The sequence below is a fragment of the Kineosporia sp. NBRC 101677 genome (genome assembly GCF_030269265.1).
Lineage (GTDB): Bacteria > Actinomycetota > Actinomycetes > Actinomycetales > Kineosporiaceae > Kineosporia > Kineosporia rhizophila.
This window is the reverse complement of record NZ_BSTA01000010.1, coordinates 162,867-186,257: the sequence shown is the minus strand read 5'-3', so window position 1 is coordinate 186,257 and position 23,391 is coordinate 162,867. Positions and strand designations below refer to the sequence as shown.

General features: G+C 71.6%; 23 protein-coding genes. 12 read left to right on the top strand and 11 right to left on the bottom strand.

Features of this window, described 5'->3' with window-relative positions; all coding sequences use genetic code 11:
• Positions 1-51 precede the first annotated feature (51 nt).
• The gene (locus tag QSK18_RS26770; RefSeq protein WP_285624648.1) at positions 52-726 is read left to right on the top strand and encodes a DUF2306 domain-containing protein; all 675 of its coding nucleotides are present in this window, start codon (positions 52-54) and stop codon (positions 724-726) included.
• Complete coding sequence (locus QSK18_RS26765) at positions 674-1,645, top strand: NAD(P)-dependent alcohol dehydrogenase (protein ID WP_285624645.1); 972 nt, start codon at positions 674-676, stop codon at positions 1,643-1,645. Before QSK18_RS26770 ends, QSK18_RS26765 begins: the two co-directional genes overlap by 53 nt.
• Here the strand turns inward: QSK18_RS26765 and QSK18_RS26760 are convergent.
• The gene (locus tag QSK18_RS26760; RefSeq protein ID WP_232814017.1) at positions 1,642-2,412 is read right to left on the bottom strand and encodes an LLM class F420-dependent oxidoreductase; all 771 of its coding nucleotides are present in this window, start codon (positions 2,410-2,412) and stop codon (positions 1,642-1,644) included. The genes QSK18_RS26765 and QSK18_RS26760 overlap by 4 nt on opposite strands.
• 49 nt (positions 2,413-2,461) lie before the next feature.
• Positions 2,462-3,703 (bottom strand): glucose-1-phosphate adenylyltransferase, encoded by a 1,242-nt coding sequence (gene glgC, locus QSK18_RS26755; protein ID WP_232814016.1) that lies wholly within the window; start codon positions 3,701-3,703, stop codon positions 2,462-2,464.
• A 47-nt stretch (positions 3,704-3,750) separates the two neighbouring features.
• Here glgC and glgA point away from each other — a divergent pair, with 47 nt between their 5' ends.
• Complete coding sequence (gene glgA / locus QSK18_RS26750) at positions 3,751-4,932, top strand: glycogen synthase (RefSeq protein WP_285624641.1); 1,182 nt, start codon at positions 3,751-3,753, stop codon at positions 4,930-4,932.
• A 153-nt stretch (positions 4,933-5,085) separates the two neighbouring features.
• Here the strand turns inward: glgA and QSK18_RS26745 are convergent, their stop codons facing one another.
• Positions 5,086-5,895: an Rv1486c family protein gene (locus QSK18_RS26745; RefSeq protein WP_285624638.1), complete on the bottom strand. Its 810-nt coding sequence runs from the start codon at positions 5,893-5,895 to the stop codon at positions 5,086-5,088.
• Positions 5,896-6,019: 124 nt separating this feature from the next.
• Between QSK18_RS26745 and QSK18_RS26740 the strand changes: the two genes are divergently transcribed.
• From QSK18_RS26740 to QSK18_RS26730, 3 genes are read left to right on the top strand one after another with little or no spacing between them, the layout of a single operon-like run.
• Positions 6,020-6,808: an ABC transporter ATP-binding protein gene (locus QSK18_RS26740; RefSeq protein WP_285624635.1), complete on the top strand. Its 789-nt coding sequence runs from the start codon at positions 6,020-6,022 to the stop codon at positions 6,806-6,808.
• A 42-nt stretch (positions 6,809-6,850) separates the two neighbouring features.
• Positions 6,851-7,402, top strand: coding sequence for an NfeD family protein (locus tag QSK18_RS26735; RefSeq protein ID WP_232814012.1), 552 nt, complete (start codon positions 6,851-6,853; stop codon positions 7,400-7,402).
• Between the two features lie 2 nt (positions 7,403-7,404).
• A complete protein-coding gene (locus QSK18_RS26730; protein WP_232814011.1) occupies positions 7,405-8,538 on the top strand; it encodes an SPFH domain-containing protein in 1,134 nt (377 codons plus the stop codon).
• Here QSK18_RS26730 and QSK18_RS26725 read toward each other — a convergent pair.
• Positions 8,511-9,716, bottom strand: a complete 1,206-nt coding sequence (locus QSK18_RS26725; RefSeq protein ID WP_285624630.1) for a lytic transglycosylase domain-containing protein — start codon at positions 9,714-9,716, stop codon at positions 8,511-8,513. The two genes, QSK18_RS26730 and QSK18_RS26725, sit on opposite strands and share 28 nt — an antisense overlap.
• Before the next feature lie 72 nt (positions 9,717-9,788).
• Here QSK18_RS26725 and QSK18_RS26720 point away from each other — a divergent pair, with 72 nt between their 5' ends.
• Positions 9,789-11,366 carry a cryptochrome/photolyase family protein gene (locus tag QSK18_RS26720; protein WP_269810970.1) on the top strand — a complete coding sequence of 526 codons (1,578 nt, stop codon included), beginning with the start codon at positions 9,789-9,791 and terminating at the stop codon, positions 11,364-11,366.
• A gap of 12 nt (positions 11,367-11,378) precedes the next feature.
• The gene (locus QSK18_RS26715; protein ID WP_232814008.1) at positions 11,379-12,191 is read left to right on the top strand and encodes a TrmH family RNA methyltransferase; all 813 of its coding nucleotides are present in this window, start codon (positions 11,379-11,381) and stop codon (positions 12,189-12,191) included.
• A gap of 15 nt (positions 12,192-12,206) precedes the next feature.
• Here the strand turns inward: QSK18_RS26715 and QSK18_RS26710 are convergent, their stop codons facing one another.
• From QSK18_RS26710 to QSK18_RS26685, 6 genes are all read right to left on the bottom strand, one after another.
• On the bottom strand, positions 12,207-13,187 hold the full coding sequence (locus tag QSK18_RS26710) for an EAL domain-containing protein (RefSeq protein ID WP_232814007.1): 981 nt from the start codon (positions 13,185-13,187) through the stop codon (positions 12,207-12,209).
• A gap of 219 nt (positions 13,188-13,406) precedes the next feature.
• Positions 13,407-13,931: a MarR family winged helix-turn-helix transcriptional regulator gene (locus tag QSK18_RS26705; RefSeq protein WP_232814006.1), complete on the bottom strand. Its 525-nt coding sequence runs from the start codon at positions 13,929-13,931 to the stop codon at positions 13,407-13,409.
• 70 nt (positions 13,932-14,001) lie between these two features.
• Complete coding sequence (locus tag QSK18_RS26700; protein ID WP_232814005.1) at positions 14,002-14,940, bottom strand: ribose-phosphate diphosphokinase; 939 nt, start codon at positions 14,938-14,940, stop codon at positions 14,002-14,004.
• An 11-nt stretch (positions 14,941-14,951) separates the two neighbouring features.
• Entirely contained in the window at positions 14,952-16,343 is a 1,392-nt protein-coding gene (locus tag QSK18_RS26695) for an acyl-CoA synthetase (RefSeq protein ID WP_232814004.1), read from the bottom strand.
• A gap of 18 nt (positions 16,344-16,361) precedes the next feature.
• Complete coding sequence (locus QSK18_RS26690) at positions 16,362-16,766, bottom strand: RidA family protein (protein WP_232814003.1); 405 nt, start codon at positions 16,764-16,766, stop codon at positions 16,362-16,364.
• Positions 16,767-16,854: 88 nt separating this feature from the next.
• Positions 16,855-17,289 carry a DUF2470 domain-containing protein gene (locus QSK18_RS26685; protein ID WP_232814002.1) on the bottom strand — a complete coding sequence of 145 codons (435 nt, stop codon included), beginning with the start codon at positions 17,287-17,289 and terminating at the stop codon, positions 16,855-16,857.
• A 361-nt stretch (positions 17,290-17,650) separates the two neighbouring features.
• Between QSK18_RS26685 and rpsD the strand changes: the two genes are divergently transcribed.
• From rpsD to QSK18_RS26665, 4 genes are all read left to right on the top strand, one after another.
• Positions 17,651-18,259: a 30S ribosomal protein S4 gene (gene rpsD, locus QSK18_RS26680; RefSeq protein WP_232814001.1), complete on the top strand. Its 609-nt coding sequence runs from the start codon at positions 17,651-17,653 to the stop codon at positions 18,257-18,259.
• A 184-nt stretch (positions 18,260-18,443) separates the two neighbouring features.
• Positions 18,444-19,136 carry a (2Fe-2S)-binding protein gene (locus tag QSK18_RS26675; RefSeq protein ID WP_232814000.1) on the top strand — a complete coding sequence of 231 codons (693 nt, stop codon included), beginning with the start codon at positions 18,444-18,446 and terminating at the stop codon, positions 19,134-19,136.
• Between the two features lie 45 nt (positions 19,137-19,181).
• Positions 19,182-20,006, top strand: a complete 825-nt coding sequence (locus QSK18_RS26670; RefSeq protein ID WP_285624613.1) for an SGNH/GDSL hydrolase family protein — start codon at positions 19,182-19,184, stop codon at positions 20,004-20,006.
• Positions 20,007-20,128: 122 nt separating this feature from the next.
• On the top strand, positions 20,129-21,700 hold the full coding sequence (locus tag QSK18_RS26665) for a methyl-accepting chemotaxis protein (protein ID WP_285624610.1): 1,572 nt from the start codon (positions 20,129-20,131) through the stop codon (positions 21,698-21,700).
• Between the two features lie 29 nt (positions 21,701-21,729).
• Here QSK18_RS26665 and QSK18_RS26660 read toward each other — a convergent pair whose 3' ends face one another.
• A complete protein-coding gene (locus QSK18_RS26660; RefSeq protein WP_232815294.1) occupies positions 21,730-23,385 on the bottom strand; it encodes a DHA2 family efflux MFS transporter permease subunit in 1,656 nt (551 codons plus the stop codon).
• Positions 23,386-23,391 lie beyond the last annotated feature (6 nt).

Sequence of the window (23,391 nt, the reverse complement as noted above, 5' to 3'; positions counted from 1 at the left end):
CGGCCTCCGCTCCGATGAGACGGTGACCCACCCACGTCCACCATTGACCGCATGGCCAGGAACAACACGACGCTCACCGGACTGCTGCTGCTCACCGCGATCCCGGTGGTGGCCGGCGCGACCCGGCTCGGCGAGCTGACCGGCGGGGCCCGGATCACCGAGGAGAACGCCCGGTTCTTCCACTCCCCGGTGCCGATCGTGGTGCACATCGTCGGGGCGACGTTGTTCTGTGTGCTCGGGGCCTTCCAGGTCACCGGGCATCGCCGGGGCCACGGTCGGCTCGGGCGGGTCGTGCTGCTGCCGGCCGGGATGGCCGCAGCGCTGAGCGGACTGTGGATGACCCTGGCCTACGACCTGCCGGAGTGGGACAGCGCCCTGTTGAACGCTTTCCGGCTGGTCTTCGGCATCGGTATGGCGGTGTCCCTCTACCTGGGCTACCGCGCCGTCCGGCGCCGGAACTTCCGCAGCCACCAACGCTGGATGTTGTGGGGCTACGCAATCGGCCTGGGGGCAGGTACTCAGGTGCTCACCGTCGGCCCGTTCGCGGTAGCGCTCGGGCACCAGCCGGGCGGGCTGCTGAGGGCGCTCGCGATGGCGGCCGGGTGGCTGATCAATCTTGCGGTGGCCGAGTGGTACCTGCGCTCACGCGCAGCCGGATCGAGGAGGAGCAGGCATGAAAGCGATCGTGCAGGAACGGTTCGGCCCGCCGGAAAGCTTGCGGCTTGAAGACGTCGGTGAGCCGGTTCCCGGGGAGGGGCAGGTTCTCGTGCGGGTCCGGGCGGCGGCGCTGAATCCCGCCGACTGGCACCTGCTGCGGGGGTCTCCGGTGATCGCCCGCCCCGGGATGGGCGGGCGGCGGCCCCGGAATCGGGTGGCCGGGCTCGACGCGGCCGGGGTGGTGGAACGGGTCGGGCCGGGGGTCTCCGGGGTGGAAACCGGTGACGAGGTCTACGGGTTCGTGGCGGGGGCCTTCGCCGAGTACGCGGTGGCCGACGTGACCAAGATCGCGCCCAAACCCGCGGCTCTGAGCTTCGCCGAGGCCGCCGCTCTGCCGGTCGCGGCGACCACCGCTCTGCGCGGCATCCGTGACATCGCCGGGGCACGGGCCGGGCAGCGGGTGCTGGTGACCGGGGCCTCGGGTGGGGTGGGGCACTTCGCGGTGCAGGTCGCCGTCGCCCTGGGGGCCGAGGTGACGGCGGAGTGCAGCGCCGCCAACGCCGACCTGGCCCGCGAGCTCGGTGCGGCCCAGGTGCTCGACTACCGGGCCAGCGACTTCACCGCCGCTCCCGAACGCTACGACGCCATCCTGTACAACGCGGGCGCAAAGGCGCCCAGACTCGTCCTCAAAGCACTTACCCCCACCGGCACCCTGGTGCTGAACGACGGGGGCACCCCCGGCGGCTTCTTCGGACCCATCGGGCCGATGCTGCGCGGCGTGGTGCTGAACTGGTTCGTCGGGCCCCGGATCACTCTGCTGCCCACCCGCGAGCACCGGGACGACCTGCTCGAGGTGAACCGGCTGATCACCGAGGGCAGGCTGCGCCCGGTGATCAGCCGTACCTACGCCTTGCCGGAGACCGCCCGGGCCCTGGCCGAACTCGAACAGGGACACACTCGCGGCAAGGCCGTGATCGAAGTGCCCTAACCGTTCTTCTGGTCGCGGAAGGCCAGCCACTCGCGGGTCAGGCCGAGGTCGAAGTCGGGGCCGTCCAGGCCGAGGGTGAACAGCGTGGCCCCGGCCGCCACCAGTTCGTCGCCGACCTCCTCGGGTGCCTTGTCCACCCCGATCGAACGCTCCACCGCGGAGGGGGCGCGGTTCTCGGTGCCGCACCACTCGTCGAGGATCGCGCCCTTGCGGCGCAGCGTCTCCACGTCACCGAAGGAGTGCCAGATGTCGGCGTGCCGGGCGGTGTAGCGCAGCGTCTTCTTCTCGCCGCCCCCACCGATCAGGATCGGGATGTCGCGCACCGGAGCCGGGTTGAGCTTCTTCCAGCGGGCCTGGATGCGCGGCAGGGCCTGCTCCAGGTCGGCCAGCCGGCGGCCCGGGGTGCCGAAGTCGTAGCCGTACTCGTCGTAGTCGCGCTCGAACCAGCCCGCCCCGATGCCCAGGATCAGCCGGCCGCCGGAGATGTGGTCGACGGTGCGGGCCATGTCGGCCAGCAGCTCCGGGTTGCGGTAGCTGTTGCAGGTGACGAGCGCGCCGATCTCGACCCGGGAGGTGGCCTCGGCCCAGGCGCCGAGCATGGTCCAGCACTCGAAGTGCTTGCCGTCGCTCTCGCCGTACAGGGGGAAGAAGTGGTCCCAGTTGAAGACCACGTCCACCCCGGCCTCCTCGGCCCGGGCCAGGGCCCGGCGGATGTCGGCGTAGTCCGAGTGCTGCGGCTTCAACTGCACTGCAATACGAATGGTCACGCCGCGAAACTGTAGGCGTGACCAGACGCCCCGGGCAGGCAGGACACGGCTACACGGTGACTCGCTGCCCCTTGCCGATCACCGTGATCCCCGACTCGGTGACCACGAAGCCCCGCTCGCGGTCGGCGTCCGGGTCCATCCCGATCCGGGCGCCCTCGGGCACGATCACGTTCTTGTCCAGGATCGCCCGGCGCACCACCGCGTGCCGGCCGATGTCCACCCCGTCCATCAGCACGCTCTCGCTGACCGTGGACCAGGAGCGGACGTTGACGTTGGGCGAGAGCACCGAGCTCTCCACGAACGAGCCGGAGACCACCGTGCCGGGCGAGACGATCGAGTTCACCGCGTGCCCGATCCGGCCCTGCCAGCCGTGCACGAACTTGGCCGGGGGCCAGGGGCCCTGGTGGGTGTACAGCGGCCAGTCGTAGTTGTAGAGGTTGAACACCGGGTGCACCGACACCAGGTCCATCTGCGCCTCGAAGTAGGCGTCGATGGTGCCCACGTCACGCCAGTAGTGGCGGTCGCGGTCGGTCGAGCCGCGCACGTCGTTGTCCTTGTAGTCGTACACCGCGGCCTCACCCCGGCCGACGAAGTAGGGCACGATGTCGCCGCCCATGTCGTGCCGCGAGCCCGGGTCGTCGGAGTCGCTGGTGACCGCCTCGATCAGGGCCTTGGCGTCGAACACGTAGTTGCCCATCGAGGCCAGCACCTCGTTCGGCGAGTCCGGCAGGCCGACCGGGTCGGTCGGCTTCTCCAGGAACGCCTCGATCCGCCGCGGGTCCTCGTCGTAGGTCTTGATCACACCGAACTGGTTGGCCTCCTCGATCGGCGTGCGGATCGCGGCCACCGTGCAGCCCGCCCCCGAGTCGATGTGCTGCTGGACCATCGCGGCGAAGTCCATCCGGTACACGTGGTCGGCCCCGACCACCACCACGATGTCCGGCTTCTCGTCGTTCACCAGGTTCAGGCTCTGGTAGATCGCGTCCGCGCTGCCCAGGTACCACCGCTTGCCCACCCGCTGCTGGGCCGGCACCGGCGCGATGTAGTTGCCCAGCTGGGTCGACATCCGCCAGGCCTGGGCGATGTGCCGGTCGAGGCTGTGCGACTTGTACTGGGTCAGCACCACGATCCGCAGGTACCCGGAGTTGACCAGATTGCTCAGCGCGAAATCGACGAGGCGGTAGACGCCTCCGAAGGGTACGGCGGGTTTGGCGCGGTCCACCGTGAGTGGCATCAACCGCTTGCCTTCCCCGCCGGCCAGAACGATCGCCAGAACCTTCGGATTCGCCATGTGCTGACCATAGGCCGTAGGTCCTCGTCCGCACTACGGTGGTGCCCATGCGCGTCGACGTTCTCACTCGTGAATACCCGCCGGATGTCTACGGAGGGGCGGGTGTTCACGTGGAGAATCTCGTCGAGGTTCTCCGCAGCAGGATCGACGTCGAGGTCCGCACCTTCGGCGAACCGCGCGACGAGCGGTCGGTGACCGCCTACCCCGAGCCGGCCACGCTGTCCGGCGCCAACGCCGCCCTGCGCACCTTCGGGGTCGACCTGGCCATCGCCGGTGACTGCGCCGGGGCCGACCTGGTGCACTCGCACACCTGGTACGCCAACCTCGCCGGGCACCTGGCCGGACTGCTGCACGGGGTGCCGCACGTGCTCACCGCGCACAGCCTGGAGCCGCTGCGGCCGTGGAAGGCCGAGCAGCTGGGCGGGGGCTACGCGCTGAGTTCCTGGGCCGAGAAGACGGCCTACGAGGCCGCCTCGGCGGTGATCGCGGTCAGCGCCGGCATGCGGGCCGACATCCTGCGCTCCTACCCCTCGGTCGACCCGGAGAAGGTGAAGGTCGTGCACAACGGCATCGACCTCTCCGGCTGGAAGCGGATCGAGAACGAGGCCACGGTGCGCGCGCTGGGGATCGACCCCGAGCGCCCGAGCATCGTGTTCGTGGGCCGGATCACCCGGCAGAAGGGGCTGCCCTACCTGCTGCGGGCGGCCGCCCAGCTGCCGCCGGAGATCCAGCTGGTGCTGTGCGCCGGGGCGCCCGACACGCCGGAGATCATGGTCGAGGTGAGCGCCCTGGTCGAGGATCTGCAGAAGACCCGCGACGGGGTGGTCTGGCTGCAGCGCATGCTGCCCCGCGACGAGCTCTGCACGGTGCTGTCCACGGCCACCGCGTTCGTCTGCCCGTCGGTCTACGAGCCGCTCGGCATCGTCAACCTCGAGGCGATGGCCTGCGAGGCGGCCGTGGTCGGCACCGCCACCGGGGGCATCCCCGAGGTGGTGCAGGACGGGGTCACCGGTCTGCTGGTGCCGATCGAGCAGGTCAGCGACGGCACCGGAACCCCGCTGGATCCGGACCGGTTCGTGGCCGACCTGGCCGCCGCACTCACCGAGGTGTGCGCCGACCGCGAACGGGCCCGCGCGTGGGGGCGGGCCGGCCGGCAGCGCGCCGAGGAGCACTTCTCCTGGTCGGCCATCGCCGACAGCACGCTCGAGGTCTACCGCTCGGTGCTCTGAGAGAGAATTGAAGACGTCGGTCCGCTGCGGTCCCGCTCCTGGTGGTGGGCCGCACCGGCCGGCGTCCTCGCTCTGACCTGCTCTGTCCTTGCTCTGAACCGAACTCCCCGCCCGCCCGACCGGGCCGGACGGCGTTCGCCAGGACGGACGTCGTCAGTCCTCTTTCTCGAGCATCCCGTTCACCGCGGCGGCCATCGCGCGGCGGGAGACCCCGTCGAGCCGGCGCAGGGCCTGGGCGCGGCGCTCGGCCTCGTGCTGGGTGACCGCAGCCCCGTCGTCCTCGCTGGCCAGCTCCACGATCGCGCGCACCCGGGCGGCCCTCGCAAGCACCTGCACGCAGCGCTGCGGGGTGGTCGGCGGGATGATCCCGCGCTCCAGCCCGCCGTCGCGGATCGCCGCCACCCGCACCGCGGCGTCCTCGCGCCAGCGGGCCACGTCGAGCCGGCCCAGTTCCTCGATCGCCTCGGCCAGCGCGGTGCGCAGTTCGCGGTCGGCCTCACCGACGCTGCCCAGGTCGGTGACCCGGCGGCGGCCGACCGAGTGCGCCTGCCACGACACCATCGCGCCGGGCTCGTAGACCGAGCCGAACTCGGTGATCTCGGCCACGATCCCGATCGCCGGGCCGCCCGGGCCGTCCGGCCCGTCACCGGTCAGCACGCACTCGCCGGCCTCCACCGCGGCCTCGTTGAAACTGGGCGGGCCGGGCAGGCCGAGCATGTCGCCGGGAGCGGGCAGCGCCACGGTGAGGCTGGGGGTGCCGTGCCGCTGGAGGCTGGTGAGCAGTTCGAGCAGACCGCCCTTGGGGGCCAGGCCGAGCGTGGCCGAGACCTCGAAGTCGGCGGTCACCTCGTGCGGTTCGTCGTCCCGGGTCACCGCGGCCACCGCCAGAGCCGGATCCAGACCGTCGGCGAGCACGGCGGTGCCCCAGGCGGCGAGACGGGCAGACCTGGGCAGCAACAGCATCACGTCAGCCTAAAGCCTGTCGGGCGCCCACCGGCCGGTCCTGAGAACTGTGATCTGCGGCGGATCTGCGCGGAACCGGCCCACCCGGGGGCGCGGGTGATCGCCGGTGTCATAGGGTCCTCGCATGGCCGACGTGCTGGATCTGGACGGCGTCACGATCATGCGTGGCGGCAACGCACTCCTGGACGACGTGAGCTGGCAGGTCAGCGAGGGGGAGCGGTGGGTGGTGCTGGGCCCCAACGGCGCCGGCAAGACCACGCTGCTGCAGGTCGCCGCGGCCCGCATGCACCCGACCAAGGGCAGCGCCGTGATCCTGGGCGAGACCCTGGGCGGGACCGACGTCTTCGAGCTGCGCCCGCGGATCGGCCTGGCGAGTGCCGCTCTGGCCGAACGCATCCCGGCCGAGGAGGTGGTGCGCGACGTCGTCCTCACCGCGGCCTATGCGATCGCCGGCCGCTGGCGCGAGGAGTACGACAAGCTCGACCACGGCCGGGCCGGTGACCTGCTCGCCGCCTTCGGGGTGGAGCACCTCCTCGAGCGAACCTTCGGCACGCTGAGCGAGGGCGAGCGCAAGCGCGTCCAGCTGGCCCGCTCGCTGATGACCGACCCGGAACTGGTGCTGCTCGACGAGCCGGCCGCGGGCCTGGACCTGGGCAGCCGCGAGACCCTGGTGCGCGACCTGGCCGAGCTGGCCGGCGACCGCCGCTCGCCGGTGCTGGTCCTGGTCACCCACCACGTCGAGGAGATCCCGCCCGGGTTCACCCACGTGCTGATGCTGCGCGGCGGCCAGGTGGTCACCGCCGGGCCGATCGAAGAGACGCTGAACGACGAGAACCTGACCAAGACCTTCGACGTTCCTCTGAATGTGCAGCAGGTGGCGCAACGCTGGACGGCGGTACTGCGTCAGGAGTAGCGGAGGGGTCACCCTCCGCCGGGACCAAGCGGAGGAGTGCGGGTGGACGACTGGGGCGACAAGGCCTGGCTGATCTGGATCGGTGCGGCCGTGGTGCTCGGCCTGGTCGAGATCACCACGCTCGACTTCTTCTTCCTGATGCTGGCCGGTGGCGCGCTGGCCGCGGCCGGGGCCGACGCCCTCGGCGGTGGGCTGCCGCTACAGGTGCTGGCGTTCGCGCTCGCCTCGGGCGTGCTGATCGGCGTGGTCCGCCCGCCGCTGAAGGCGTGGATGACGCGTGGGCAGGACACCGTCACCGGTACCGCCGCGTTGGTCGGCGCCCCGGCGCTGGTGCTCGAGCCGGTCACCGAGCACACCGGGCTGGTCAAGCTGGCCGGTGAGACCTGGACCGCGCGGATCCTGCCCGGTGGCCTCACCCTCGAGGTGGACAGCCCGGTGCACGTGGTGCGCATCGACGGGGCCACCGCGGTGGTGGCCTCGAACCAGGAGATCCCGCAGATCCCCGAGCTCGCCGAGATCCCCGAGCTGGCCGACGAGCCCTCCCCGCAGTCCGAGCGTCCCGAGCGTCCCGAGAGCCCCGAAGGAAGGCAGTAGTCATGGAACCAGGCGATATCGTGCTCCTCGTCGTCCTCGCCCTGGTGGTGCTGATGGTCGGCACCACCATCGCGAAGGCGATCCGGATCGTCCCGCAGGCCACCACCGTGCTGGTCGAACGGCTGGGCCGGTACTCGCGCACGCTGGAACCGGGCCTGCACTTCCTGGTCCCGTTCGTCGACCGGCCGCGCGCCGTGGTCGACATGCGCGAGCAGGTGGTCTCGTTCCCGCCGCAGCCGGTGATCACATCGGACAACCTGGTGGTGAGCATCGACTCGGTGATCTACTTCCAGCCGACCGACCCCAAGGCCGCGGTCTACGAGATCTACAACTACATCCAGGGCATCGAGCAGCTCACCGTCACCACGCTGCGCAACGTGATCGGCTCGCTCGACCTGGAGCAGACGCTGACCAGCCGCGACCAGATCAACGGGCAGCTGCGCGGGGTGCTGGACGACGCGACCGGCCGCTGGGGCATCCGGGTGAACCGGGTCGAGCTCAAGGCCATCGACCCGCCCGCCTCGGTGCAGGACTCGATGGAGAAGCAGATGCGGGCCGAGCGGGACCGGCGCGCGGCCATCCTGAACGCGGAGGGCGTCAAGCAGTCACAGATCCTCACCGCCGAGGGGGACAAGCAGTCGGCCATCCTGCGGGCCGAGGGCCAGGCCCAGGCCGCGGTGCTGAAGGCCCAGGGTGAGTCCAAGGCCATCCTGCAGGTGTTCGACGCGATCCACCGCGGCGACGCCGACCCCAAGCTGCTGGCCTACCAGTACCTGCAGATGCTGCCGCAGATCGCCAACGGCACGGCCAGCAAGATGTGGATCGTGCCGACCGAGCTCACCCAGGCGCTGGGCAGCATCAGCGGCGCGCTCGGGGGAGACCCGGAGACGATCGCGGCGCCGTCGGCGGCCCGGTACCGCGAGCGCGACACCGGCATCAGCGACAACCCGTTCGACGGCACCGAGCTGGAAGACCCGAACGAGGCGCTGGAGCGGGCCCGGCAGGAAGCTGCCGGGGCCTCGGCCGAGGCCGACGCGGACGCACGGAAGGTGTCGGGGGCCGGTGGCCTGGGCAGCTCGGCCACGCCCCCCGGCCCGGGGCCGAGCGGTTACGGCACGCCCCCCGAGAACGCGTAGATGATCGACTGCTCGGTCGAGAGCACGAGGTCCACGTACCACCCCGCACGGTTGTAGGCGTACAGCGCGGCCCGGTCCCGGGCCGCGCTGTCGCGTGTGGTGTCGCGCAGGCCGGTGGCGCACAGGTAGCGGGCGGCCGAGAAGATCGCGTCCTCGGCGTCCCAGATGTCGACCACCCGGTCACCGTCGCCGTCCACCCCGTAGGCCGCGAAGGTGGCCGGCATGAACTGCATCGGTCCCTTGGCCCCGGCCGAGGAGGGCCCCACGTTGCGCCCGTGCCCGCTCTCCACCTGACCCACGGCCGCCAGCAGGGTCCACCGCAGCCCTGGGCAGGCGCCCGCCGCCGCCCGGTAGGCCAGCTCGTACTCGGTGGGGATGCCCAGCGCAGTGACCTTTCCGGTGGCGGTCTGCCGGTCGGCCCGGGCCGTGCGCTGCGCCCGCGCCAGCTCCGCCCGCGCCTGCTCCGCCGCGCGGGCCTGCTTCGCCTGACGGTCCAGCCGCCGCAGCGTGAGCCGGGCGTCCTGCAGCGCACTCTCCGCCCGGTCGGCCTCGGCCTGCAGCTCGTTCAGGGCGGCCAGGTGCTCGTCCGCCGCCCGCTCGGCCTCGGCCGCCCGCCGCTCGGCCAGCCGGGAGTCGGCGTCGGCACTGCGCAGACTCCGCTCGTTCGAGGTCATCACCCCGCTGAGCAGCCGCTGGTTGGTGCTCTGCCACCACAGCAGTTCGGTGGGGGAGTCGGCCGCCAGCAGCGTCGCGGTCAGCCCGGCCGAGCCGCCGGAGGCGTAGATCGCGCGGATGTCCTGCCCCCGCTGGACCTCCGCCGCGGCCCGCGCGGCGGCGGCCTGGTCGGCGTCCACAACGGCTGCGTCCGCCGCCTCGAAAGACTTCGACAACCGGGTAAGCCCGCGGGCGACGGCCCGCTCTGCGTCGGTGTACTCCTCGACCAGGGCCTCCACCCGGGCCCGGGCGCGCTTCGCCCGGGCCTCGGCGCCTGCCGAGGTGCCTGCCGAGGTGTCGGTGGTGAAAGCAATGGCAACGGGTTGCCCGCGCGCAGGTTCACGACCCCCAGCCGGCGCCGCGAACACCACGGCCGCAACCAGAAGGCCGACGATCCCCCCGCACGACCCGGCCAGGCGCAGGCCGGGTCGGCGGTGCCCGGCGCCCGGCTCGATCCCCTCCACCCCACAACAGTCGGGCTCCTCCCGCCCCGCCTTGACCCTCGGCCCCGTCCCACTCACCCGCAACGCCTCGGGATGCCGCCGAGCCCGCCGAACGGCAGGGTGGTCGCCGTGGGCGGGGACAAGAACGCAGGTCAGAAGCGATCCAGCAGCAAGCAGGCCGAGGCCCGGCGGTGGCTGTTCGCCGACCAGCTCGGGCCGCACTACCTGGACTCGCCGGACCAGCCGGTGCTGCTGATCGAGTCGCAGCAGGTGTTCCGGCGCCGCCGATTCCACCGCCGCAAGGCCCATCTCGTCCTCTCGGCCCTGCGCCACCGCGCCGCCGAACTGGGCGACCAGGCCACCTTCCAGCAGACCCGCACCTACCGGGAAGGCCTGCCCCCGGACACGTCCGGGCTCAGCGTCTGCGCCCCCACCACCTACGCCGCCCGCCGCCTGATCGGGTCCTTGGACGTCGAGATGCTTCCCTCCCGCGGCTACGCCGTCGACGAGGCGCAGTTCGCCGACTGGGCCGAACGCCGCGGTGGCCGCAAGCTGCTGATGGAGGACTTCTACCGCGACGTCCGCAAGCACCATCGTCTTCTGCTGGAAGGCGACGGCGAGCCGGTCGGCGGCCGCTGGAACTACGACCAGGACAACCGCGAACCTCCGCCCAAGGCACCCACCCTCGCCCAGGCGAGGGGCCTCGACGCCCCCTGGTGGCCGGAGGAGGACGAGATCGATGAGCAGGTCCGGGCCGACCTGGACCGCTGGGAACGGGACGAGGGCATCCAGTTCCTCGGCGAGGACGGGCCCCGCCGCTTCGCCGTCACCCGCGACGAGGCGCTGAAGGCCCTGGAGTCGTTCGTCACCACCCGGCTGCACGACTTCGGCCCCTACGAGGACGCGATCCTGACCGACGACCGCTGGATGGCGCACTCCCTGCTCTCGGTGCCGCTGAATCTCGGCCTGCTGCATCCGGTCGAGGTCGCCCAGCGGGCCGAGCGCGCCTACCACGAGGGCGACGCCGGCCTGGCCAGCACCGAGGGCTTCGTCCGGCAGGTGGTCGGCTGGCGCGACTACGTCTGGCACGTCTACTGGCACTTCGGTGACGACTACCGGCGACGCAACCACCTGAAGGCTCGCCGGAAGCTGCCCAAGTGGTTCGCCGAGCTTGACCCCGACGGCGAGGTCGGGGCCAAGTGCCTGTCCAGCGCGCTGGCCTCGGTCCGCGAGGACGGCTGGGCGCACCACATCCCCCGGCTGATGGTCCTCGGGAACTGGGCCCTGCAGCAGGGTTACGACCCGGTGGCGGTCACCGACTGGTTCCACCGGGCCTTCGTCGACGGCTACGACTGGGTGATGGTGCCGAACGTGGTCGGGATGGCCCTGCACGCCGACGGCGGGGCGATGATGACCAAGCCCTACGCGGCCGGGGGTGCCTACATCAACCGGATGAGCGACCACTGCGGCGGCTGCCGGTACAACCCGAAGAAGCGGCTGGGCCCGGACGCCTGCCCGTTCACCGCCGGCTACTGGGCCTTCCTCGACCGCAACCGGGAGGAGTTCGCGAACAACCACCGGATGAGCCGGTCGTACGCCGGGATGGGCCGGCTGAACGACCTCGAGGCGGTGCTGGAGCAGGAGCGTCACCGGGGCGCCTCGGCACCCTAATAAAATCGTCCGGTGACCCTGATCCACCTGGACGACCCGCACGACGAACGCCTCAGCGACTACGTCGGCCTGACCGACGTGGTGCTGCGCACCCGGCTCGAGCCGGCCGGCGGCCTCTACATGGCCGAGAGCGAGAAGGTGATCCGCCGGGCGCTGCGGGCCGGGCACCGGCCGCGCTCGATGATGCTGGCCGAGAAGTGGCGGGACTCGCTCGACGACCTGGTCCGCGACGTGCAGGCGGCCGGGGCCCCGGTGTTCACCGGCCCGATCGACCTGGTCGAGGCGATCACCGGGTTCAACGTGCACCGGGGCGCGATCGCGGCGATGCACCGGCCGGTCCTGCCCTCGGTGGAGTCGGTGGTGGCCGGCGCCCGGCGGATCGTGGTGCTGGAGAACATCACCGACCACACCAACGTGGGCGCGATCTTCCGCTCGGTGGCCGGCCTGGGGGCCGACGCCGTGCTGGTCACCCCGCGCTGCGCCGACCCGCTCTACCGGCGCTCGGTGCGGGTCTCGATGGGCACGGTGTTCCAGGTGCCGTGGACCCGGATCGACCCCTGGCCCGGCGGCATGGACGACCTGCAGAAGGCCGGTTTCGACGTGGCCGCCCTGGCCCTGGGCCCGAACGCGGTGAGCCTGGACGAGTACGTGGCCAAGGCCCCGGAGAAGGTCGCCCTGGTCCTGGGGACCGAGGGCGACGGCCTGAGCCCGGTCACGATCGAGCACGCCGACCGGGCCGTCACCATCCCCATGGCCGGCGGCGTGGACTCGCTCAACGTGGCCGCGGCGGCGGCCGTGGCGATGTGGAGCCTGCGCGTGGGGTAGGCGGTCAGCAGCTGCTCAGAGCAGGCGCGGGCCGTCCTCGTCGGTGGTCACCGGCTCGGGCACGCGATAGCTGTCCAGGTCGATGTAACGGCCCCCTTCCGAGGGACTTTCGGGCGAGAGCGGCGGCGACGGAACGAACTGCCGCGGGATCAGCCCAGGCCGGGTGTTCCAGACCCGCAGCCACTCGCAGACCTCCGGGGAGGGCGGCGCGAAACCCGGCCGGGCCCGTCCGAAGAGCCAGCCCGAGGCCAGCCGGACACCGCAGCCACGCAGCACGCTCGCCTCGTCCAGGCTCTCCACGTCCTCGGCCAGCACCGCCGCGCCGAGCTCCTCGGCCAGGTCGACCACGTTCTCCACCAGCCGGCGCCGCACCGCGTGCAGGTGCACGTCCCGCACCAGCTCGGCGGGCACCCGCACCAGGTCGGGCACCAGGTGCTCGAGCGCGGTGAGGTCGTCCAGCCCGGCGCCGCCGGCCCCGGCCGCGACCAGCAGGCCCCGCCCGCGCAGCTCGGAGACCACCTCGATCGCCGGGTGCCGCGGGGCCAGGTACGGGCTGATCAGGCTCAGCACCAGGTCGCTGATCTCACCGGCCCGCTCCAGCACGTCGAGCACGTCGCGGTGGGTCAGGGCGTCCGCGTCCATCTCGACGGCCAGGAACTTGTCCGCGGGCAGGGCGACCCGCTCGCGCACCGCGGACTGCAGGGCCAGGGCCCCGAGCTGTCCGGAGAGCCCGGCCTGGGCGGCCGCCTCGAAGTAGGGCGCGGCCGAGCGGGCGGCCCAGTCCCCGACCCGCACCGTGGCCTGGTAGCCCAGACAGGTGCCGTCGGCCAGGGCCACCACCGGCCGGTGGATGCTGCGGATGGTCGCGGGCCGCGCCAGGGTCTGCGCGATCGGCTCGGCGATCTCGGGCTCGCGCGGCGCGATGACGGCGAGTTCCGACGAGGTCGAGTACGCCGGCGGATCCTCTTGGGGGCGCCCCGGAAGGACAGTCGTCACGGCCGACACGCTAGGGCGCTTGCGCACCACAGTCCATTACTGGACGTCAACATTCGATAACGCTCTGTCAATATGGTGAAACTGTCCGGCTCGCCGTCGTTTGCCGCCGGGGACGATCGGGGCCAGCCGGAGCAGATCGGGACCACAGAGCGCGGCGGCACCGAAAAGGGCCAACTGAGGACGAGTCTGCGCGCCGGCCGAAGTCGGGTCGGGTCGGTCTCAGGCCACCTGGGGAGGAGCAGTGCGCTCCTGCTCGCGGGCGGTGCACTCCTGGTCGATCTCGGCCGAGGCCTCCCGCAGGCCGGCCAGGATCGCGTCGTTGATCTGGCCGAGCTGCACCACCTGCTCGGGGGTGAGCCGGTCGAACAGGTGCGCGCGCACGCTGGCCACGTGCGACGGGGCGGCGTTGGACAGCGCCTCGAACCCGGCGTCGGTGAGCACCGCGAAGGCCCCCCGCCGGTCGGTCGGGCAGCTCTCCCGTTCGACCCAGCCGTTGGCCACCAGCCGGGCCACCGCGTGCGAGAGCCGGCTGCGGGAGGAGTCGCTGGCGTCGGCCAGGTCGCTCATCCGCAGCCGTCGGCCGGGGGTCTCGGACAGGCGCACCAGGATCTCGTAGTACGACTGCGGGATGCCCGAGTCGTGCTGCAGCTCGCGGTCGAGCTGGGCGGCCAGCAGCCGGGTGGCGGCCAGATAGGAACGCCAGGTGTGGTGCTCTTCCTCGTCCAGCCACCGCGGTTGCGCCATACGCAGCACTGTACCTTTCGGTCTGTAACCGCGCGCGGGAAGGTTGAACGCTCACCCATATGGGCTGACCTCAGTGGAACAGCGAGGACACCGACTCCCCGTTGTGGATCCGCCGGATCGCCTCGGCCAGCGCGGGGGCGATCGAGAGGACCTCGAGCTTGGGCACCCGCTTCTCCTTGCCGATCGGCACGGTGTTGGTGCAGATCACCTCGAGCACGTCCGGCTGGGCCTGGAGCCGGTCCAGGGCGTTGGAGGAGAACAGCCCGTGCGTGCAGGCCACCCGGATCTGCCCGGCGCCGCGCTCGCGCAGCCGCTCCAGCAGCTCGAACACCGTGCTGCCCTTGGCGATCTCGTCGTCCAGCACGATCACGTCCCGGCCGGTGACGTCGCCGATGATGTCGGTGATCACCACCTGGTCGTCGGAGAAGCGCTGCTTGGCCCCGGCCGCCACCGGCACCCCGAGGATGCGGGCGAAGGCGGTGGCCGCCTTGGCGTTGCCCAGGTCGGGGGAGACCACCACGGTGTTGGACAGGTCGTAGGGCTGGAAGTGGGCGGCCAGTTCGCGCAGGGCGTGCAGGTGGTCGACCGGCACGCTGAAGAAGCCGTGCACCTGGGGCGAGTGCAGGGTCATGGTGAGCACCCGCCCGGCCCCGGCGGTGTTCAGCAGGTCGGCCACCAGCCGGCCGCCGATCGAGATCCGCGGCGCGTCCTTCTTGTCCGAGCGCGCGTAGGCGTAGTGCGGCATCACCACGGTGGTGCGGGCGGCCGAGGCGCCCCGCGCGGCGTCCAGCAGCAGGAGCAGCTCGACCAGGTTCTCCTGGACCGGCGGCACCAGCGGCTGGATCAGGTAGACGTCCCGCTCGCGGCAGTTGGCCTGCAACTGCACCTCGAGGCAGTCGTTGGCGAAGCGGGAGGTGCGGGAGGGCAGGAGCGGCACCGAGAGGTACTGGCAGATCTCCTCGGCGAGCTCGACGTGGGCACTGCCGGAGAAGATGGCGATGTCTCTCACATGCGCAGACCCTAGCGCAGACGCTGCTTGACCACCTTGCCCATGGCGTTACGCGGCAGTTCGCTCACGAAGACCACCTCACGCGGCCGCTTGTGCACCGAAAGCCGCTGCGCCACATGGTCGATCACCTGTTCCGAGGTGAGCCCGTCGGCCACCACGAAGGCCCGGACCCGCTCGCCCAGGTCCTCGTCCGGCACACCGATCACGGCCACCTCACGCACCCCGGCCAGGCCGAGCAGGACGTCCTCGATCTCACCGGCGCCGATCCGGTAGCCACCGCTCTTGATCAGGTCGGTGGAGGCCCGGCCGACGATCCGGTGCCAGCCGTCGGCGCCGATCGTGGCCACGTCGCCGGTGCGGAACCAGCCGTCGGCGGTGAACGCCTTCGCGTTGGCCTCGGGCCGGTGCAGGTAACCGGAGAACACGGTGGGCCCCTGGATCTGCAGCTCGCCCACCGCCTCGCCGTCGTGCGGCAGCACCGTGCCGTCGTCGTCGGCCAGCCGGGTCTGCGTGCCCGGCACCGGCACCCCGACCTGGCCCGGGCGGCGCTCGCCGTCGGCCCGGCTGCTCACGGTGATCAGCGTCTCGGTCATCCCGTAGCGCTCGACCGGCTGGTGCCCGGTGAGCCGGGTGAGGCGCTCGAAGACCGGCACCGGCAGGGGAGCGCTGCCGGAGACCAGCAGACGGGCCCCGCGCAGGGCGTCGGCCGACTGCGGGTCGGCCGCGATCCGCGACCAGACCGTGGGCACGCCGAAGAAGAGCGACCCGCCCGCCTGTGCGGCCTCGGCGTAGGCGGCCGGTCTCGGCCGGACCGTGTGCACCAGCGGCGAGCCGACCCGCAGCGGGCCGAGCACGCCCAGCACCAGGCCGTGCACGTGGAAGATCGGAAGCCCGTGCACCAGACGGTCTTCCGGCGTCCAGGACCAGGCGTCGGCCAGTGCGTCCAGACCGGCGGCGATGGCCGAGCGGGTGACCGGCACGCCCTTGGGTGCACCGGTGGTGCCGCTGGTGTAGAGGATCAGCGCCGTGCTCTCCCCGGCCGGCTCGGGGTGGCTGCCCCGGCCCTGGGCGGTGAGGTCGACGTCCTCGGCGCGAAGGGTGAGCTCGGCACCGGAGTCGTTCAGGATGTGCGCCCGCTCGGTCTCCCCGCTGTCGGGCGGGACCGGGACCACCGGGACCCCGGCGAGCAGGCACCCGACGATCGCGGTGACGGTACGGGCGTCCGCGGTGGCCTCGACCGCCACCGCGCCGGCGCCGTGCACCCGATCGGCCACCGCCCCGGCGGCGGCCAGCAACTGCGCCCGGCCGAGGCCGACCTCGCCGACCCTCAGGGCCTCGGCCCGGTCCTGCGCCGGTGAGCCGGGCGAGGTCTGTGAGGTCAGCGAGGTCAGCAGCTCAGCCATGCGGTCAGTTCACCAGGTTCAGCCGACCACGGCCAGGGCGTCGATCTCGACCAGCATGTCCGGGTGCGGCAGGCCCACCATCACGGTGGTCCGCGAGGGCAGCACGCCGGAGGCGCAGCGGCCGGTCAGGTACTCGGCGTAGGCCTCGTTCATCGCCGAGAAGTGGTCGCGGGTGGTCAGGTACACGCGCAGCATGATCACGTCGTCGAAGGTCGCGCCGCCCGCGGTGAGCACCGCCTCGACGTTCTGGAGCACGCGCACGGTCTGCGCCTTCACGTCGCCGACGAAGACGAACTCACCGGTCTGCGGGTCGGTCGGCGCCTGACCGGAGACCTGCACGGTGTTGCCCACCCGCACCCCGACGGAGAAGGGCAGGGTGGGGGCGGCGGCGTCGGCCGGGGTGAGGGCGGAGCGCTCGGTCATGAAGACGATCCTTCGCAAAAAGGTAAGGGGGAGGAAACGCGGAAAGAGCGGGCGCCCAGCATTGCAGACGCCCCACCCCTCGGTGTTCTCAGCGGGCGCACGGGCGCCGGCGGCTGCCCTCGGCCAGCAGGTGACGCAGTTCGGCCGCCGCCTCGGTGCCGGTGTCGACCCGGCGGCGGAACGGCAGGCGCACGTCGCAGTGCTCGCGCAGCTTCTCCACCCGCAGCACGATCCCGTAACGGTCCAGGGCCACCGGCAGCACCCGGACCACCCCGAGCAGGGCCTGCGGCTCGCACAGCCGGGACAGCGTGTCGATCGCGTCCGGGTGGTGGGCGACCAGGTGCTGCAGCTGCTCGGCGGCGCCCAGGTGCAGCGGGTCCGGCTCGCCGCGCCGGTAGTCCTCCACCGTGACCCAGTCGTGGCGGCCGTCCCCCTCGAGCATGACCTCGGCCACGTCGATCCGCAGGCCCACCGAGCCGGTGGAGGCGGCGCGCCCCGGCCGGACCGGGTGAGGGATCGACATCCAGCCACCCAGGCAGACCCTCGACCGGACCCGGTCGCGCACACTGACCGCGCAGAGTTCGGTAAGCTCTACGGTGACTGCAATATCTTCTTCGGAAGTCCCTCGGGCTGCTTGCGCTGCCCGAGCTAACGTGCTGCTCGTTTCAAGCGTTAGGATCACGTCGCCCAACGGGTCGTCGTGATGACACCCGAGAAGGTCGACGCGACCGCCGTCCCACCGGACCGACACCGAGGCGGCCGCGGCCAGAACAGTTCGAGCTCTTTCCGCCTGTGACGGGCGGGTGGGGGTGTGCGTGCGAGTGTCCACTTGCGCCTCCAGCAACATAGGTAAGCCTTACCTAACCTACCGTGGAGATCAGTCAGTGAATAACCCCCGTCCCAAGGCGAAGTTGTCTCGCGCCCTCGGCATCCCGCTCACCCCGAAGTGCGTGAAGTACTTCGAGCAGCGTCCCTACCCGCCGGGTGACCACGGCCGGGCCCGCAAGTCCACCTCGGACTACAAGGTCCGTCTGCTCGAGAAGCAGCGCCTGCGCTACCAGTACAACATCAGCGAGACGCAGCTGGCCCGGGCCTTCGAGAAGGCCCACCGCAGCGCCGCCAAGACCGGTGAGGCGCTGGTCACCTCGCTGGAGACCCGGCTCGACGCCCTGGTGCTGCGCAGCGGCTTCGCCCGCACCATCTACCAGGCCCGTCAGGCCGTCACGCACCGCCACATCACCGTCAACGGCATCCTCGTCGACAAGCCGTCGTACCAGGTCAAGCCGGAAGACGTGATCGCGGTCGCGCCGCGCAGCCGGAACAAGACGCCGTTCCAGGTCGCCGCCGCCGGTGCGCACCAGCTCGCCACCACGCCGCCCTACCTCGAGGTGCTGCTGCCGCAGCTGCACGCCCGTCTGGTCCGCCAGCCGGCGCGCGAAGAGGTTCCGGTGACCTGCAACGAGCAGCTCGTCGTCGAGTACTACTCGCGCTGATCCGCCCGTAGTACCCGCACCACCAGCACGACCAGCACGACCTCTGACTGTTCACCTCCACGGGTGACGTACGCGGTGCAGGGCCCGGAACTTTGGGTCCCTGCACCGCTACGGTCGTTGGCTTCTTGCCGTGACCTTCGTCACCCGGGAGGGAACATCAGATCCTTCGATGGGAGTTCGGGCCATGGGCGCTGCCAGCACCGGCGGCCTGCCCGGACCCGTCGCCCTGCTGCCCGGCAGCCTGCTGCTCGACGAGGACTGGCTGTCCGGCCAGGTGCGTGACACCGGCACCTTCTACGGCTGCACCGAACCCCGCCTCAACGCCACCCTCTGGTGGTACTCGGCGAGCGCCGTCCTGCTCGGCCCCTCGGTGCACGAGTACGTGCTGCTCGGCCGGGCCACCTCGGTGCGGGCCCAGGACGTGCGTCTGTCGCCCCGGCGGGCCGGTCTCGAACGCGTCGTCCCGGGCCCGGCTCTCGAGCCCGGCGGGTCGGCGTTCGGGGCTCACCTCGATCACGCGGTCGCCCCGATGGTGGACGCTCTCGGGCGCGTCGGTGGGGTCACTCCCCAGTCGTTGTGGGCGATTACGTCGGATTCCCTGGCCACCCGTCTGCTGGCTGAGACGCAGGTCACCGGGGCTGCCGACGCCGCGGAGCGGCTCGCCCACGACATCGCGGCCGGTTCCCTCCGGCTGAAGCCGTCTCCCCGCTTCGTCCGGGTTCCCGGCCGGGCCGGTGCATCGCGCACCTACGTCCACCGCGTCTCGTGCTGTCTGCTCTACCGCGTCCCGATGGGCAAGTGCCTGAGCTGCCCCCGCCAGACCCCGGCCGAACGCGCCGAACGTCTGCAGGCGCACGCCCGCAACAGCCCCTACTGAACCGGCTCGCCCAAAGCCCGACCGATCGTCCTCAAGGAGTCACTGATGGCCATGGACGCCGACGCTTCGACCCTGGACACGTTCGTCGCCCTGGGCGACTCGTTCACCGAGGGCCTGCACGACGAGCTGGGACCGGACGGGCGGCACCGCGGCTGGGCCGACCGGGTGGCCGAGGGGCTGGCCACCGCCAACGGCCGGGTGCGCTACGCGAACCTCGCCATCCGCGGACGGCTGCTCGACCAGGTGATCGCCGAGCAGGTGCCGGTGGCCATGGCGCTCAAGCCCGCCCTGGTCTCCTTCCACGCCGGCGCCAACGACATCCTGCGCCCCGGCGTGGACGTGCCGCGGCTGCTGGGCAAGTACGAGGAGACGGTGGCCCGGTTGCGTGAGAACGGCAGCCAGGTGCTGCTGTTCACGGTCGGCGGCACACCCCGCGACACCAGCCGCAGCCCGCGCCGGAGCCGGCTGGACGGGCCGTTCGCCGCGTTCAGCACCTGTGCCCGGCGGGTGGCCGACCGGTACGGCTGCGTTCTCGCCGACATCGGCGACGTGCAGGTGCTGCGCGACCGCCGGCTGTGGCACGAGGACCGCCTGCACCTGACCCCGGAAGGTCACGCCCGGATCGCGGCGGCGGTGATGGAGAGCCTCGGCCTGGACGACCCGGCCCTCCTGGCCGGCGACACCGGCTGGTGGCGCGAACCGCTCCCGGCCAAGGTCGCCGCCGGGCGCGTCAACGACCTGGCCGGCGACCTGCGCTGGGCCCGTACCTTCCTGCTGCCCTGGGTGGGGCGGCGGCTGCGGGGCGTCTCCAGCGGTGACGCGCTTCTGCCGAAACGTCCCGATCTGGTGGAGATCACGGCCCGCCCCTAGGCGTACGGCCGCGTCGGGCGCCTTCAGAAAGCCTGCCGCGCGTCGATGTCAACTACGTCCACCCGAGGGGCCCGCTCCGCGTACCCGCGGGCGCGCTCTGCGCTGAACGGAGTTGCTGCCTGATGTCTCGTCTCTCGGCCTGGCCGATCCGGATCGTGTTCCGGGTCCTGGTCGCCATCACCGTGCTGGCCCTGGCCGCGATCGTGGTGGCGGTCACAGTCTCGCACCGCTCCCAGACCGACTCCCGGGACCAGTACGAGCAGACGATCGTCGCGTACGTGAACGTCAAGGACATGGAGAACACCGGGACGAAGATCGTGCTGGACAACACGATCATCACCTACGTGCCGCAGGCCTCCGAACAGTACCGCTCGGTCCTGGACACCGACATCGCGAAGATGAAGGAACTGGTGGCCTCGAGCGCCGGCCTCGACATCCCGGACGACCTGAAGCAGCAGATCGCCGCCGTCGGCACGGCCTACACCGACCTGGGCGACTTCCTGGTCGGCCTGGCCCCGCCGAAGAACGCGGCCGAGACGGCGCAGCAGGGCGAGGACTTCACCGCCAAGAGCACGGCGGCCAACGAGGCCATCGCCGCCGCGCTGGAGACCGCCTACGCCCGGGTGCAGAAGCTCGACGCGGACATCGACGACGCGGGCCGCAGCAGCAACATCACCACGCTCACCCTGTGCGTGGTCACCGCCCTGCTGATCGGCGGGTTGCTGCTGGCCTACGGCCGGCGGATCGCGGGTGGCATCGAGGCCCTGAAGACGGCGGTCGAGCAGATCTCGGCCGGGGACCTGACCCACCCGGTGCCGGCGCACGGCAAGGACGAACTGGCCCAGATGGCCGGGGCACTGGAGAACATGCGGCTCAAGCTGGCGCAGATCTTCCGGCAGTTGGTCGACTCCAGCAACCGGCTGGGCGACTCGGCGACCACCCTGAGCGGCATCTTCACCGAGGTCGGGGCCACCTCGGACCGCTCGTCGGCGCAGATGGGCTCGGTCTCGGCCACGGCCAACGAGGTCTCGGCGAACATCCAGACGGTGGCGGCCGGCTCGGAGGAGATGGGCGCCTCGATCGGCGAGATCGCCCGCAGCGCGGGCGACGCCGCCCGCGAGGCCACCGCGGCGGTGAGCGCGGTGGAGTCGACCACCAGCACGATGAACAAGCTGGGGGAGTCGTCCCGGGAGATCGGCGACGTGATCAAGCTGATCACCTCGATCGCCGAGCAGACCAACCTGCTGGCCCTGAACGCCACCATCGAGGCGGCCCGGGCGGGGGACGCGGGTAAGGGCTTCGCGGTGGTCGCGGACGAGGTGAAGCAGCTGGCCCAGGAGACCGCGCGGGCCACCGAGGACATCTCGGCGCGGGTGGAGACCATCCAGGCCGACGCGATCCAGGCCGGGGAGTCGATCCAGTCGGTGGCCGCGGTGATCAACCGGATCAACGAGTACCAGGCCACGATCGCCTCGGCGGTGGAGGAGCAGAGCGCCACCACCCAGGCGATCAACTCCGGGGTGAACGAGGCCGCCAACGGCTCCACCGAGATCGCCGGGTCGATCGCGGCGGCCGCCCAGGCCGCCGCGACCACCGCCGGCTCGATGCAGCAGGGCACCGGCAGTGCCCAGCAGATCGCCTCGCTGCGGCAGGAGCTGAACTCGCTGATCGCGAGCTTCCGGCTGCCTGCCTGACTGTTGCCTGACTGCTGCCCAGCTGGTTCTCAGCCCATCATCATGTGGGCCTGCATCTCGGCCGAGTCCTCCTCGCTGAGCTGCGGCTTGCGCTTGGGCAGCAGGACCAGCGCCACCACGAAGGCGATCGCCACCATGCCCGCGGCCCACCAGAAGGTGTGCCCGAACGCCTCGGCCATCAGGTTCAGCATCTGCTGCACGGCCGCCGGGTCGGGGGCCTGCGCGTCGGTGGCAGCACCGGCGCTCTCCGGGCCCATCGAGCCCGCACCGGGGATCCGGTCGCTGATCGCGGCGGTCAGGATGACCACCATCACCGCGGTGCCGATCGAGGAACCGGTCTGCTGGATGATGTTCAGGGTGGTGCTGGCCTTGGCCACGGCGTTGCGGCGCAGGGTCTGCATGGCCCCGGTCATCAGCGGCATCATCGAGAAGCCCATGCCGACGCCCATCAGGAACAGGTAGCCGGACAGTTCCCAGTAACCCGTGTCGGCGGTGATCCGGGTGAGGCCGACGAACGAGAGCGCCACGCAGAGCAGACCGACCGGGGCGACCCGGCCGACGCCGGTGCGGTCGACCAGGGTGCCGGCGATCGGCATCGCGATCATCGCGCCCACACCCTGCGGGGCGAGCAGCAGACCGGTGTCGAAAGCGCCCTCCAGGCGCACCTGCTGGAGGTACAGCGGCAGCAGGAGCATGCCGCCGAACACCGAGATGATCATCAGCAGCATGGTCACCGAGGAGGCGGCGAACACCTTGTTGGTGAACAGCCGCAGGTCGATCAGCGCGTCGTCGCCGCGGCGCAGGGCGTGGGCCACGAACGCGGCCAGCAGCAGGGCGCCGGCCAGCATCGGGACCAGCACGATGGCGTGCCCGAAACCGCCCTCCTCGGAGGACTCGGCCAGGCCGTAGATGAGCAGGGCCAGACCGGGGGAGAGCAGGGCCAGGCCCAGCCAGTCCAGGCGGTGGCCCGGGGTCGGCACGTCCTTGGGCAGGATCCGGAAGCACATCACCAGCGCCAGGGCGCCGATCGGGGCGTTGATGAAGAAGATCCAGCGCCAGCTGAAGTCCTCGACCAGCCAGCCGCCGAGGATCGGGCCGAGGATCGGGCCGAGCAGCATCGGCACGCCCATCACGGCCATCACCCGGCCGAGCCGCTGCGGGCCGGCCGCGCGGGTCAGGATCGTCATCCCGGCCGGCATCACCATGCCGCCGCCCAGGCCCTGCAGGATCCGGAAGAAGATCAGCGAGGTGTCGTTCCAGGCCAGGCCGGACAGCACCGAGCCGACCACGAACAGGAAGATCGAGGTCATGTACAGGCGCTTGGTGCCGAACCGCTCCGCGCCCCAGCCGGTCAGCGGGATCACGGTGGCCAGGGCCAGGGTGTAGCCGGTGGCCACCCACTGGATCGTGGCCAGGTTCGACTCGAAGTCGTTGACCAGCTGCGGCAGGGCGACGTTGACCACGGTCACGTCGAGGATCGACATGATCGCGCCGAGCACGACGCAGGCCGCCACCAGCAGCAGGCCGCGGTCGAGGGCCTGCGGGTCGGTGGCCGGCTTCGCGGGCCCGGACGGATCCTGGGGGCCGCCGTTCGAGCCGGTGGCCGGGGTGCCGGGTCCCGGGCTCCCTTCCGGGCTGCCGTAGTCGGGTTCGGCCGCGTCACGGCCGGGTTGCGTGGATGACATGAAGGT